At 41.4% G+C, this 13,856-nt stretch carries 15 protein-coding genes, 1 tRNA gene and 1 pseudogene; 9 read left to right on the top strand and 8 right to left on the bottom strand.

The window, feature by feature from the left end:
- Nucleotides 1-5: 5 nt before the first annotated feature.
- Nucleotides 6-2,882, top strand: a complete 2,877-nt coding sequence (locus tag VF675_RS03470; RefSeq protein ID WP_440204773.1) for a type I restriction endonuclease subunit R — start codon at nt 6-8, stop codon at nt 2,880-2,882.
- Nucleotides 2,883-3,012: 130 nt separating this feature from the next.
- Here VF675_RS03470 and VF675_RS03465 read toward each other — a convergent pair.
- The 6 genes and pseudogenes from VF675_RS03465 to VF675_RS03440 form a co-directional block, all read right to left on the bottom strand.
- Nucleotides 3,013-3,431 (bottom strand): annotated as a pseudogene (locus tag VF675_RS03465) (ATP-binding protein); the annotation flags it as partial.
- Nucleotides 3,432-3,482: 51 nt separating this feature from the next.
- Complete coding sequence (locus VF675_RS03460) at nt 3,483-4,229, bottom strand: ATP-binding protein (RefSeq protein WP_180187187.1); 747 nt, start codon at nt 4,227-4,229, stop codon at nt 3,483-3,485.
- A gap of 10 nt (nt 4,230-4,239) precedes the next feature.
- Nucleotides 4,240-4,800, bottom strand: coding sequence for a DUF1376 domain-containing protein (locus tag VF675_RS03455; protein WP_440204772.1), 561 nt, complete (start codon nt 4,798-4,800; stop codon nt 4,240-4,242).
- 65 nt (nt 4,801-4,865) lie between these two features.
- Nucleotides 4,866-5,117, bottom strand: coding sequence for a hypothetical protein (locus VF675_RS03450; RefSeq protein WP_005092513.1), 252 nt, complete (start codon nt 5,115-5,117; stop codon nt 4,866-4,868).
- Entirely contained in the window at nt 5,110-6,291 is a 1,182-nt protein-coding gene (locus VF675_RS03445; protein WP_440204771.1) for an Arm DNA-binding domain-containing protein, read from the bottom strand. Before VF675_RS03445 ends, VF675_RS03450 begins: the two co-directional genes overlap by 8 nt.
- Nucleotides 6,292-6,310: 19 nt before the next feature.
- Complete coding sequence (locus VF675_RS03440; RefSeq protein ID WP_000122748.1) at nt 6,311-6,520, bottom strand: hypothetical protein; 210 nt, start codon at nt 6,518-6,520, stop codon at nt 6,311-6,313.
- 112 nt (nt 6,521-6,632) lie between these two features.
- Between VF675_RS03440 and VF675_RS03435 the strand changes: the two genes are divergently transcribed.
- Complete coding sequence (locus VF675_RS03435; protein ID WP_004974343.1) at nt 6,633-6,860, top strand: helix-turn-helix domain-containing protein; 228 nt, start codon at nt 6,633-6,635, stop codon at nt 6,858-6,860.
- 327 nt (nt 6,861-7,187) lie between these two features.
- On the opposite strand, the gene VF675_RS03430 is transcribed toward VF675_RS03435, so the two are convergent.
- Nucleotides 7,188-7,263 (bottom strand) — tRNA-Gly (locus VF675_RS03430).
- A gap of 233 nt (nt 7,264-7,496) precedes the next feature.
- Between VF675_RS03430 and VF675_RS03425 the strand changes: the two genes are divergently transcribed.
- The 5 genes from VF675_RS03425 to VF675_RS03405 all read left to right on the top strand — a co-directional run bounded on the left by VF675_RS03425 (nt 7,497) and on the right by VF675_RS03405 (nt 10,481).
- Complete coding sequence (locus VF675_RS03425) at nt 7,497-7,808, top strand: BolA family protein (RefSeq protein ID WP_178319033.1); 312 nt, start codon at nt 7,497-7,499, stop codon at nt 7,806-7,808.
- A 13-nt stretch (nt 7,809-7,821) separates the two neighbouring features.
- The gene (locus VF675_RS03420) at nt 7,822-8,214 is read left to right on the top strand and encodes a SirB2 family protein (protein ID WP_131261283.1); all 393 of its coding nucleotides are present in this window, start codon (nt 7,822-7,824) and stop codon (nt 8,212-8,214) included.
- A 189-nt stretch (nt 8,215-8,403) separates the two neighbouring features.
- Complete coding sequence (locus VF675_RS03415) at nt 8,404-9,240, top strand: ParA family protein (RefSeq protein WP_070155018.1); 837 nt, start codon at nt 8,404-8,406, stop codon at nt 9,238-9,240.
- Between the two features lie 13 nt (nt 9,241-9,253).
- Nucleotides 9,254-9,649, top strand: a complete 396-nt coding sequence (locus VF675_RS03410) for a hypothetical protein (RefSeq protein WP_004970241.1) — start codon at nt 9,254-9,256, stop codon at nt 9,647-9,649.
- Nucleotides 9,650-9,890: 241 nt separating this feature from the next.
- The gene (locus VF675_RS03405; protein WP_004970239.1) at nt 9,891-10,481 is read left to right on the top strand and encodes a LysE family translocator; all 591 of its coding nucleotides are present in this window, start codon (nt 9,891-9,893) and stop codon (nt 10,479-10,481) included.
- Nucleotides 10,482-10,577: 96 nt separating this feature from the next.
- Here the strand turns inward: VF675_RS03405 and VF675_RS03400 are convergent, their stop codons facing one another.
- Complete coding sequence (locus VF675_RS03400) at nt 10,578-11,213, bottom strand: DedA family protein (protein ID WP_440204770.1); 636 nt, start codon at nt 11,211-11,213, stop codon at nt 10,578-10,580.
- 231 nt (nt 11,214-11,444) lie between these two features.
- Between VF675_RS03400 and VF675_RS03395 the strand changes: the two genes are divergently transcribed.
- Together VF675_RS03395 and guaA are read left to right on the top strand one after the other, a co-directional pair.
- On the top strand, nt 11,445-11,867 hold the full coding sequence (locus tag VF675_RS03395; protein ID WP_004970234.1) for a DoxX family protein: 423 nt from the start codon (nt 11,445-11,447) through the stop codon (nt 11,865-11,867).
- Nucleotides 11,868-12,091: 224 nt separating this feature from the next.
- A complete protein-coding gene (guaA, locus tag VF675_RS03390; RefSeq protein ID WP_104852860.1) occupies nt 12,092-13,660 on the top strand; it encodes a glutamine-hydrolyzing GMP synthase in 1,569 nt (522 codons plus the stop codon).
- Nucleotides 13,661-13,856 lie beyond the last annotated feature (196 nt).

Genomic DNA, 13,856 nt, shown 5'->3' with positions numbered 1-13,856 from the left:
AAGAAATGACAGTGCAAAGCGAATATCAACTTGAAAATAAACTGATTGCACAACTGCAAGGGCTAGGATATGCAACCGTTACCATCAAAGATGAACGCCAACTACTGTCTAACCTAAAAACCCAAGTCGAACATGCCAATGGACTTGCACCACTGTCAGAAACGGAATGGAAACAGGTCATCAGCTTTTTGAATGCCGGCACAGTGTTTGAGCGGGCCAAGAATCTGCGTGATCTGTTCCCAGTCAAATTCGATGATGGTACAAGCAAACACATATTTTTCCTGTCTGACGATCCAAGCAAGAACATCTATCAGGTGACGAATCAGATCACCATTGACCACCGAGACTACAATGGACGTACCAGCCGTTTTGATGTGACCTTACTGGTCAATGGTTTGCCATTGGTGCAGATCGAGCTGAAAAAACGCGGCATGGAAATTGCCGAAGCCTTTAATCAAACACAACGCTATATTCGTGAAGCCTATTGGGCAGGGCAAGGGCTGTTTGGTTTTATTCAGCTGTTTGTGATTAGTAACGGTGCCAATACCCGTTATTACTCCAACGGCACCACAGGCATCGAGTTTGCCTTTCCATGGGCCGATGTCAGCAACAAACACATCAATGAAATTGTCGACTTTGCCGAAGCATTTTTAAATCAGCAGCATCTGACCCAAATGCTGACTCAGTACATGGTGCTGCTAGAAACCACCAAAAGCCTGATGGTGCTACGTCCCTATCAGATTTATGCAGTACAGAAAATTGTGGAGCATGTGCAAAACTCCGATCACAACGGCTATATCTGGCATACCACAGGTTCAGGCAAAACCCTGACTTCATTTAAAGCCAGTCAGATCATCATGCAAATGCCTGATGTGGAAAAGGTCTTGTTTGTGGTGGATCGTAACGACCTCGATACTCAAACCTCACGCGAATTTAATGCTTTTAAAGCCGACAGCGTCGACAGCACCGATAACACATCGACCTTGGTAAAACAGCTCGATCAACGTCATGACAAACTGATTGTGACCACCATCCAAAAGCTCAATCGGGCCATCAGCACTGAACGTTATTTAGAATCGATTGATTATCTTAAAAATAAAAAAGTGGTCTTTATTTTTGATGAATGTCATCGCAGTCAATTTGGTGAGACCCATCAGAACATCAAAAAATTCTTCAGCAATGCACAAATGTTTGGTTTTACCGGTACGCCTATTTTTGAAAAGAACAGCCAAAGCAAAGCAGGTTTAAAACTCACCACAGATTACCTGTTTAATGAATGTTTGCATAAATACGTGATTGTCGATGCCATCCGTGACCGTAACGTATTGCAGTTCCAAATTGATTATCGAGGCAAATACACCGCCAAAGGCATGGCGACCAACGAAAGTTATGAGGAAGATGTAGAAGGCATCGATACCAAAGAACTGTATGACAACCCGCAACGCCTTGAAATGATTGCCCGCTACATTGTCAATATTCACGATACCAAAACCCGTAATCGTGAATTTACCGCAATGTTCTGTGTCAGTTCGGTCGAAACACTGACCCAATATTACGACCTCTTTGAAAAGGTGCAGGCTGAAAAGCAAATTGAAGATGAAGCACAAGGTCGGATATTTAAGCCTTTGACCATTGCAACCATCTTTTCCTATGCGGCAAATGAGGCTGTACCGACTGATGATTTAACTGGCTTGATTCACGAAGAAGCCGCAGATATTCCAAGTCAGGTCAATTCATCCAGTCGGGATAAGCTGGATCGCTACATTGCCAATTACAACCGACAGTTCAAAACTAACTACAATTCTGGCGATCAATTTTATGCGTACTACCGCGACATTGCACAGCGTGTAAAAAACAGACAGATTGATATTCTAATCGTGGTCAATATGTTCCTCACGGGCTTTGACTCTAAGCCTCTAAATACCTTGTATGTCGATAAAAACCTAAAATATCATGGCTTGATTCAAGCGTTCTCTCGTACCAACCGTATCTACAACGATAAAAAACCATTTGGCAATATCATCTGTTTCCGCAACCTAAAACGTGCAACGGATGAAGCGCTGGCACTATTTTCAAATAAAGAAACGACTAAGATCGTCCTTGTTCCAAACTATGCGGAAATCGAACAGGATTACCAAGCAGCGGTGAGCAAACTGTTTGCCTTAACGCCCAATTACCAATCAGTCGATGATCTTGTTACAGAAGAACAGCAACTGGAATTTATTAAAGCTTTCCGTGAAGTGATGCGCTACAACGCGCAATTACAAACTTTTATTGAGTACGATCAAGACCAAACACAACTGGATAAACAGCACTTTGCGAATTTCGCCTCTAAGTATGCTGACTTATGCCGTGTTGTTAGAAAGACCACTAAGAAAGAAAAAGTGTCGGTATTGGATGATGTCGATTTTCAGCTGGATTTACTGCACAGTGACCGTATCAATGTTGGCTATATCATTAACCTCCTACAACTGGTCGTGGACACAGACTCAGAGGACAAGCGTCAGAAGTACCAAGCGCAAATTTACGATTTAATCAGTAGCGATATTAGCTTGCACGATAAGCAAGACCTGATTCAAAAATTCATTGAAGAAAACATGCCGAAGATGATCAATGGTCAAAGCGTCCAAACGGCTTTTGCTCAGTTCTGGGATGCTGAAAAAGAACAGGCCTATCAGCATCTTTGTAAAGAAGAAAACCTGAAACCAGAAGCGATGAAGCAGGTTCTGGAGCATTATGAGTTCACCAAACGCCTACCACGTAAAGAAGAGTTGAAGGACTTACCAAACTATAAGGTTAAGCTGTTTGAGCGGGAGAACGTGTTTAGCAATTTGCTGGTCAAGACCCGGAAACTGATTGAAAAGTTTTATGTGGGGTTTTAAATTGTCAAAGAAGTAAAGCACCTTAGTGGTGCTTTACTTCTTTAGGTGTATGCATTTGTTCCACCCTTTCTAAGACAGTGGCAGAGAACGGTGTCAACGGCATTCTAAAATTGACCCCTTTGAACTCGTATTAAGTTTCAACCTGTGGCTGAATCCCTATTCTTTTTTTATCCTTCAAACGATAACTCTCACCCGATATTTGTACCACATGACAGTGATGCAATAACGATCTAACATCGCAGCGGTCAACGTGACATCATCCTCAAACGACTTAGACCATTGGCTAAATGGTAAGTTACTCGTCAATATCGTACTGCCTTTTTCATAACGCTTGGCAATCACGTTAAAGAACAGATTCGCTTCTTCACGTCCAAAGGGCAAATAACCAATTTCATCGATAATCAATAATTTCGGGGCGAGTATCACGCGTTGCATATAGGTTTTCAATTTACCTTGCTGATAGGCTGTACTGAGTTACAGCATGAAATCGGCGGCGGTAATAAACTTGGTTTTGACATTGCTCATGATGGCCTTATAGGGAATCTTTAGAAAGAAAGCCAATCATCTCAGCAAGATAATTGGCTTAAGTGAGAGTCACGATTATCCGCTTATTCGTCGGTCATCCCAATAACACGGCACTACAATCAAATGGTTCTCATGTAACCGAGACCATAATCTTACACCTAAATCCCGCTGCATATTTTGGACTGTGAAATTGGAAATCAGCAGGGTAGATTTCATATTGTCATAACGACTATACAAAACCTTATGCACCATCTCCAGGCGTTTTTCATGCCGGTCATGCAGGCCATATTCATCAATCACCAATAAATCAAAACTGGAGAAATGGTCGATGACTTCTTTCTCAGAGCGCGAAGCATCTGACCAGGTATCCATCATTTTTTGAGCAATTTCTGCACTGGTATAGTAGCGTGCAGATTTTGTACTGTTATGCAGAATGTTGCGAATAATTGATGCACTCAGATGGGTTTTACCTGTACCCGGTGTACCAATCATCAACATGTTCGGGTTGTGGTCAGAAATAATTTGCTGTGCAAAGGCCTGACATAGTTTGATGGCATTGTCTTGTGCAGGGCATGCAACTACATAATTCTTGAAGCCACGATCCAGGTAGCGTTTATTGAGCCCTGAATTTTTAATTTTCTGTTGTAGCAATCGCTGTTGCAGTTCATTCTCATAGGCTGCATGTGAGTGATGGACGGTTTCTTTGGCACACAATTTACAGAGCCTGTGACCAGCAATTTCCATCAGGGGTATATGGTGGGTAGCGCAAAGTGTTTCCGTTGTTTCTGCGCGAAACTGGAGTGTTTTAAGCATGGTATTCATGACTGATCTCCTAAATCCACTTTGAATTTTCTAAAAAACTCTCATTTTTTTCTTCAAAATTTGAAGATGAAGATGAAGATGAAGATGAAGATGAAGATGAAGATGAAGATGAAGATGAAGGGCATGGTTCAAGCATGACTTGAGTAATACTCGGGCTCTTCTCAGGAGCTGCTTGAGTATTTACTTTTCGTTGCTTGGTTGATGCTTGAGCATTACTAGCGGATTTCCCCCAACGTGCCTGAGCTGCATTTTTAGCTTTATCAGATTTCATTTGCTGATTTTGCAATGCCTGGCTTTTTAAACTGGTTAAAAAATTTGAATGAATCTGCTCAGATTCGATTTCAAACAATTCCAGGGCCATTAGCGTATTCAACAAAGTTTTAGCCTTGGTATGTTGCGATAATTTTGTGATGCTACATACAGTAGCTAGGTCATGAGGAATGGCACCATTTTTCCAGAAATCCATCATTAACAGTAGGGTTGCACCAATTTGTTCTGCCGTCATTCGTGCAAATTTTGCCTGTAGGTCGCCAATATAGAGTGGCATCCAAATTGAAATATCTTTATGCATGTGTTCACCTTTTTATAGGTATAAAGGGGCTGAGGTCATCAATTAGATGACCTTATATGTTTGTTTTATGAGTGAGCGAGACTCATTAAGCGGAGACGGGCCTGTTGAGCCAAGTCATCGTAATGAGCTTGCCCTTCATCCAGCATTCGCTGTAGCCAAAGTCTCAATGCTTGGTGGTCATCGAAGCATTTATTGATTTCCAGCAAAAAGGCCAGATTGTGCAGTTTGGGAATGTGAAACTCATGAATGAGTTCACGAGCGACCAAATCTGCTTCAGGACTGACCACCACACCACCAAAGAAAGCTTTACTATTCATGTGCAAGCTCCTCTGCAGTGAGTCTCTCCAGCATGGCTTCAAAAGCACTGCCATCGCGACGGGTAACATTCGGAATGTAGCGGCTATAGACCCGGAATAACATTTCAGTGGTTGAATGCCCCAATTGGCGAGCGACCCATTCTGGATTTTCACCTGCCGCCAGCCAGAGCGTTGCTGCTGTATGACGTGTCTGATAAGCACGACGAGGCGTTAATCCTAAAAAGCGCAGGATAGGGTGCCATACACGTTTATTAACTAAACGGTAGTCTAGAGGACCACCATCACGGTTGCAGAAGACGAAGTTCGATTTTCCGTTGTTGAGGCTTTTCTGTTGCAGAAAGGCTTGGTACACCCGGTCATTCATCTGGATCGTGCGGTCAGAACCATACGTTTTGGTTCCACCAAGAACACCATTCACTAACGCTTCACGGATATGGATCTCACGACGTTGCAAGTCGATATTTTTCCATTGAAGGCCATCTATTTCACTAGTGCGCATACCCGTAAAAAAGCGGATGGTGTAATAAGGTTTAAAGTCCTCACGCACCGCAGTGAGAATTTTATGCACCTCTTCCAGAGAAAAAGGTGTGACTTCGATCTTACTTTCCTTCAGATTGTTTATATTTTTATACGGCGACTCAAAATCGTATCGTTCTGCCGCATCATTCAGTATCATACGTAAAGGCGTCATGATTTGATTGATCCTCGATGCTTTCAGACTTGTTTGATCTTTTCCGTGTGTCACTTTGGCGAGGGAAGCACGGAAGTTCAGCAAGTCTGACTTCTTAATTTTTGAGAGAACCTGATTACCAAAAGCGGGGATCAAATAGTTTTTGATTACAATTGAAACCTTTTGTTGATATGAATCTCTCCATTCAATTTGTTTCTGTTTAAACCACAATTCAGTAAACTCTTTAAAAAGAGGAACCTTGGTTTGTACAGCGATTTGCTGACTTCTTTTTTCCTTAAACTCCTCAACACGTTTACTTTTTGGAAAATACTTTTCGTATTCAAAAGTTCCCAAAGTAATTTCAGCTTGGAGCTGCTCGAGACGTTTTTTTAAAATTCGGCGATTATAGGCATTGTCTTCAAGATTGGTTGTCTCTCTGCAACGGATGCCCATGTAGCGAAAATCGGCAATGAGTTTGCCACTTCTTTCCCGGATGGTAGCCATCGGTTAAACCTCCTGAACCTTATTGAAGAGCATCCATACTTAAACCAGTGAATTTAAGCATTTCAGTTTCAATACGTTCCCAAACAAAAAGAATTTTGCGACCACCAAAAGGACGGATGTAATGAACACCTTCAATAAAGACACTGTCCTTCAGTTGGTTGCGAATAGTACGAGCGTCGTACTGGATTTTTTCAGCCAGTTGCTGGGCTGTGAGATAGGTATATGACATAATAGAGCCTCATATTTTTTACTAGGTAACTAGGAAAAATTATTCCTAAGACATAAATTATCATATTTTTATGTTGTTGCAAGTACTTTTTATGATTTAAATAGGAAATTTTATGATTATTTCAAACTTGGCAGTTTTATTAGCAGAAAGGAAACTTAAGGTTGCTGATTTGGTGAGAAGTACTGGAATTAATAAATCTACTTTACATAAACTTTATAATGATGAATCTGTACGGATTGATTTTGAAACCATTGATAAAATTTGTATTGCATTAGATGTGGAAGTGGGTGATTTATTGGTTTTTAAGAAAATTGATAATAATCAAAATGATAATAGCTAGTTTGGTCACAATTGGTCACATCAAAAAGTGAAATGGTCACAAATCCTTGATCGTTTGGTAAAAAACATCTTGTTTTGAAGAGAATAGGGTGATTTTTTACCTTCAAAAAAAGCTCTGAAAGTGGTGATCGATTGAAGACATTTAAGGTTAATTGAGACCATTTTTATTGTTGTGGGCACGCCATGGTCACATCTTGGTCACAAAATACAAATTACATTAAAAATATTTTTTATTGAATCGAATAACACAGGAAGAAGATTTTTTAAAAAATATAATAAAATCAATAAGAAAAAAGCCTCAATCTTTCGACTGAGGCTTTTGAAATTCTGGAGCGGGAAACGAGACTCGAACTCGCGACCCCAACCTTGGCAAGGTTGTGCTCTACCAACTGAGCTATTCCCGCATGCGGTGTATAATACATGATGCAAAAATAGGGTCAATCATTTTTTGCATATCGTTGTACTGACTGAATAAATAAACAACATTTTTAGAAAAAACAGCAGTCATCAGCCTAAATTTCATAACGAAAAGTGGTGCGAATCGTAAATCGAAGAATCCTCACGGCAAGATGCTGCGAATCACACAGAACACGTTATACTTCAGAGAGCTTTTAAAACCATTCGGGGAAATACAAGCATGAGCTTAGAACAACAGTTGCTACAACGCTTAGCCGTTTTCAATCCAAGCCATTTAGAGGTGGTGAACGAATCTGCAGGACATGGCGGTTATTTCCCGGGTAAAGAGTCGCATTTTAAAGTGGTGATGGTGAGTGAAGATTTTCAGGGGCTACGCGCTGTACAACGCCATCAAAAAATTTATGCTGCTGTAGGTGACTTACTTGCGCCAAATAAAATTCATGCACTGGCGATTCATGCCTTTGTTGCATCTGAATGGCAGGGACAAGACACCAGCAGCCCAGAATGCGCCCACGCACCAAAAACATCGTAATGGAATGAAATAAATGGAAAATTTAGGAATGCTGAATACCATTCACGTTGCTGCGGCGGCTTTATTATTATTGGTGCTGTTTGTGCGTGCCATGACTTTGTTTAAGGGCACACAAAATAACTCGCCTAATCCTAAAGCGTGGACAGTCTTTGTGGCATTGCAACATTCAGCACTGACGTTGATTGTAGTGACAGGTGTCATTGCTTTGTTTTTAAAAGACTTTCAAGTCGAAACATGGTTTTATGCCAAAATTATTTTATTTTTGGTGATGCTGTCATCTTTAATCAAAGCGTATAAAAAAGATGACAGTATTTTGTTGATTCAACGCCGTGTTGGTTGGGGCTTAGCCTTAGTCGCATTTTTTGCCATTTTAGGTTTGGTGATGTTAAAGCCAAGCTTTGGCTAAGTCAGCAGATCTTATTGTGGATGTTGCTCGTGGGTGTGAACTCACGAGCATTGAATGTATGTAAATATTGGCAAAAGATTGGCTGCATATTTGAGCACTGGTGAATTGTTAGACATAATTCGGCAAGAATATTTACAGCTCAGTTAAACTGAAGTGATGTCACAACAAAAATTGAAAAGAGGGGCGGCAATGCGCACACGTGTGGTGTTTAATCAGAAAGGTGGTGTTGGAAAATCCAGTATTACCGTCAATTTGGCTGCAATCAGTGCGCATCAGGGTTTAAAAACATTGGTGATTGACCTCGACCCGCAAGCCAACTCCAGCCAATATTTGTTGGGTGATGATGCTACTTATTCTGCCGACAAGCCTGCGCTTGAGCCCAACATCGAAAATTATTTTGAAGAAGTGTTGGGTGCAAACCAATCCAAAGGTTTACTGGGCAATGCTTTGGGCTCAATTTTAAAAAACCGCAGCAAAGGTTTAGAAGCTTATGTGCATCAATCGCCATTTAAAAATTTGGATGTGATTCCTGCGAGTCCGCAATTGGGCGGCTTGGCACATGCACTTGAATCGAAACATAAAATTTATAAGCTGCGCGATGCCTTGCAGCAATTGTCCGATCAATATGACCGTGTATTTATTGATACTCCGCCTGCGTTTAACTTTTTTACGCTCTCTGCCTTAATTGCTGCAGATCGGGTGCTCATTCCATTTGACTGCGATGTCTTTTCTAAACGTGCTTTGCAAAGTTTGATTGAAAATGTGTTGGAAACTCAGGATGACCACAATGCAAACTTGCAAATTGAAGGCATTGTGGTGAATCAATATCAAGCACAGGCCAAGTTACCGCGTGAAGTGGTGCAGCAACTTAAAGATGAAGGTTTACCTGTTTTGAATAGCATGTTGCCGCCTTCGGTGTTGATGAAAGAATCACATCATAAAAATTTGCCATTAATTCATTTGGCAACAGATCATAAATTGACGCAGGCCTATCAATCGTTGTTCAATGAAATTGAGCAAGCGTGATACAGAGGTAGACATGAAAACATTTGCAATTGGTCTTGTCGCGGCAAGTAGTTTATTGCTAGGGGCTTGTGCGACCACAGTGAAACCTAGCTATGTGTCGCCTACACATTATCAGGCTTTGAATTGCCAACAATTACAAAGCGAATATAACCGTATTCAGCAATATATTGAAAGCGGTGTTGAAGCACCGAAACGTACAGGTGTTGGTGTGGGTATCGGTTTAGGCGGTGGTTGGGGCAGCCGTGGCGGTTGGGGCGTTGCACCGAGTGTTTCTGTCAATATGGGGCAGTCATCCAATACCAAAAGAACAGAATTGGCACGTCTTTTAGGTGAGCAAGAAGCCATTGTGCAAGCAGCAAAATTTAAAGCTTGCCCGATTATTGTTAAGCCCAAACCTGTAACATCTTAAATTTTAGGATTTGCGAATATTTTGTCTATGGTGCTGCCATTTGTGCAGCACCATTGCTTAAAAAATGTAGCAAGATAATTCAAGGTTGATCTCAATCTAATATTTTAAAAACAAAAACTTAATTTTATTTTCTGTTCTATTTACACCCTTGGGTCAGTCCTGCCAGATAGAAAAACTTGTCATTTTCAATGGCTTTCATATAAGGTGTGCTCCTATTTTTGATTTGCATGCTCTGGTGTTTATGATTGAAAGTTGGCTCTTTGTCCTAGCAATGATTGCGGTCTTGATGATTCCTGGCCCGACCAATGCGCTATTGGCAAGCTCAGCCCACCAACAAGGCATTGCCAAAACCAGTCTGCTGATTCCCGCAGAGTTTTTTGGTTATATGTATGCCATTAGTCTGTGGGCGTTATTCATTCATTTGAGTGCGCCAATTTGGCCTTATTTGATTGATATTCTGCATGTTTTAAGTGCGGGCTATGTATTTTGGATGGCTTTTCATTTATGGAAGCAGTCACATTTAGAGCAACATTGTCAAAAACACTCTGCCATTCGCCCTGCACAATTATTTTTTTCGACTTTTAAAAACCCAAAAGCCTTGTTATTTGCTGCAGGTATTTTTCCTACAGAAACGTGGGATAACCCGACCAACTTTGCTATGGTCTATGTCTTATTTGGTCTGATTTTATTGCCAACAGCGTTATTTTGGATGTCTTTTGGGCGAGCAGTTTTGGCGCGAGAAACCAATAAAGTGACGGCAGATCTGTTATATAAAGGCTCGGCTTTGCTGTTGGTGGTGTGTATGCTGCCTGTGGTGGCACGTTTTTTCTAAAGATTTAGAGACTTTTGGTGAGTTGAGCAATCATCTCACCTGTTTTGAATGTATGAGGGCAGCGCTGTAACAGGCATGCCCAAAGAATTACACAACTTAAGCAGGTTTTTTCTTGAGTTTTTGGCGAATAAAACCAATCACTCCAGGCAAGACACTTAAAATAATAATGCCGAAAATTAAATGGGTGAAATTGTCTTTCACTATTGGCATATTGCCAAACAAATAACCGAGTGTAATAAACGACGCGATCCAGCAAAAAGCGCCAATCACGTTATAGGTCAGGAAGTATTTATAATTCATGCTGCCTGCACCCGCCACGAAGGGCGCAAAGGTACGCGCAAAAGGCACAAAACGCGCAAAAATAATGGTTTTTCCGCCGTGTCGCTCAAAAAACTTCTGGGTTTCGATCAAATGTTTTTTATTGATAAAACGTGATTCCAGTTCAAAAACCCGTGGACCAATATATTTACCAATGTGGTAATTCAGGGTGTCACCGAGTACCGCAGCAGTAAACAATAAAATACCCAAAATCCACGGATCCATCACTCCTGTCGATGTAGCCAATGCGCCTGCCGCGAACAGTAAACTATCGCCAGGTAAAAACGGCATGACCACCAAGCCCGTTTCTACAAAAATAATCAGGAATAAAATAGCGTAAATCCATACCCCATATTGGGTGATGAATTCGAGCAAATGTTCATCGACGTGTAATATAAAATCAATCAGTTCCATGGGAAAAAACAAGCGAAAGTGTGCTCAAATCCTAGCAGTCCACAGGCGGAAAGTCAGTATGAAAAGGTAAATAATTTTCACAGTGATTTTAGGGATGCTAGACCAGCCACATCGGTTCTTTTTCGTTGCATAGATGCAACAACATGTCTTTTAAATGCGTATTTATCCTGAATTTTGAAAAAACTAAGATGTATTTGTCTTCAAGAATGAATCAAAAATATAGGTGATCTGATGTTTAATCCAAATGTTGTGTTAAAAAGTGTGGTCGAAAAAGCAAGTGTGCAAGCCATTGTAAGTTTGTTTGCACGTGCTTTTTTAGCGTATTTATTTATTGTATCTGGTTGGGGAAAAATTGCAGGCTATGATGCAACAGTGGGCTATATGCAAGCTATGGGTGTTTCAGGTTCATTGCTACCTTTGGTGATTTTGCTAGAACTTGGTGGTGGTTTGGCAATTCTATTCGGTTTACAAGCACGTGTCGTGGGTTTGGGTTTAGGTGTTTTTAGTCTTTTAACTGCATTTTTATTCCATGCTGCACCAGAAGATGCGCTGAATTTTATGAAAAATATTGGTTTGGCTGGCGGTTTCTTCTACATCATGCTTTACGGTGCAGGCAAAATAAGTCTAGACCATCTTTTGGAAGCAAAAAAGTAAGTCATTGATTTCCACATCAGCTCAACAATTTAAGCAATCTTCAAGAAGGTTGCTTTTTTTATGCCATAGAAAATGCATAGTCTTTTAAAACTTAGAGTATGTGGTCACTGCAATATCACGAAGAAAAATAGCCATTTTTAGGATTGTCTGAATAGTGTGCGCAAGGCGTGGAAAAATGCTAGAATAGCGCGCTTAATTCGTTTGCCTTTCTATAGTTGTTTGTCATGACTACCAATACTCAAATTACTGAAGATCGTATCCTGATTCTGGATTTCGGTTCGCAATATAGCCAGCTGATCGCACGTCGTGTTCGTGAAGCGGGCGTATATTCTGAAATGTATGCCTACGATATGTCGGAAGAAGACATTCGTGCATTTAATCCAAACGGTATTATCTTATCGGGTGGACCTGAAAGTGTTCACCAAGCGGGTAGTCCACGCGCACCTGAAATTGTATTTAACTTAGGCGTACCTGTACTGGGTATCTGCTATGGTTTACAAACCATGTCAGAACAACTGGGCGGTAAAGTTGAAGCGGGTTCAGTACATGAATTCGGTTATGCCGAAGTCGATATTTTGGTACGTGACAAACTGATTGGTAACTTGCAAGATCGTGAAAACCAATTGCACGTTTGGATGAGCCATGGCGATAAAGTGGCACGCATTCCAGAAGGCTTCCAAATTACGGCTAGCACACCAAGCTGCCCTGTGGCGATGATTTCTGATGAAACTCGCCGTTTCTATGGGATTCAGTTCCACCCAGAAGTGACACACACTGCAAAAGGTGCAGAGTTATTGTCTAACTTCGTCCATCAAATTTGTGGATGTCGCGGTTTATGGACACCAGAACACATCATCGACCTGCGCGTAGAGCAATTACGTCAGCAAATTGGCGATGAAAAAGTATTGCTTGGTTTGTCGGGCGGTGTGGATTCTTCTGTGGTTGCGGCATTGTTGCATAAAGCCATTGGCGATCAATTAACGTGTGTATTTGTTGACAACGGCTTATTACGCTTGAACGAAGGCGATCAAGTAATGCAAATGTTTGCAGAAAACATGGGTATTCGCGTGATTCGTGCCGATGCAGAACAACGCTTCTTGAGCGCGTTGGCAGGTGAAGTTGATCCTGAGAAAAAACGTAAAATCATTGGTCGTGAATTTATTGAAGTCTTTGCCGAAGAAGCGCGTAAATTAGATGGCGTGAAATTCTTGGCACAAGGTACGATTTACCCAGACGTGATTGAATCTGCAGCCAGCAAACAAGGCAAGGCACACGTGATTAAATCACACCACAACGTGGGTGGTTTACCAGAAGATTTAGCCTTTGAATTGGTTGAACCTTTACGTGATTTATTTAAAGATGAAGTGCGTAAACTCGGCACCACTTTAGGCTTGCCACACAGCATGATTTACCGTCATCCATTCCCAGGTCCAGGTTTGGGCGTGCGTATTTTGGGTGAAGTGAAAAAAGAATATGCAGACATTTTACGTTTAGCCGATGACATTTTCATGCAGGAACTGCGTGCAAGTGGTTGGTATGACAAAACAGCACAAGCGTTTGCGGTATTCCAGCCTGTGAAATCTGTTGGTGTCGTAGGTGATGGCCGTCGTTATGCATGGGTAATTGCACTTCGTGCTGTAGAAACAGTGGACTTTATGACAGCACGTTTCGCACATTTACCGTACGATTTAGTCGACAAAATCTCTACCCGCATCATGAATGAAATTGCAGACGTTTCACGTGTCACTTACGACGTATCGTCTAAACCACCTGCAACCATTGAATGGGAGTAATTCAGGGATTTCACGAAGCACTGCTTCGTGCCTGAATTACGCCAAGCGCTATGCGCGCGGCAGTCGGGGTTTCAAGCAGCACTGCTGCTTGCCAGTTTTACGCCATGAGCCTATTTTAAAACACTGCTATTTAAAATGGGCGCAAGATGCGCGCAGCAGCTAGGGTTTTTTAAACATACTCTAGCCAAAAACCCAA

This window comes from Acinetobacter sp. Lyrl_1 (genome assembly GCF_051948795.1).
Taxonomy (GTDB): domain Bacteria; phylum Pseudomonadota; class Gammaproteobacteria; order Pseudomonadales; family Moraxellaceae; genus Acinetobacter; species Acinetobacter towneri.
Note: the sequence above shows the minus strand (reverse complement) of the source record. Positions and strands in the feature narration are given on the sequence as shown.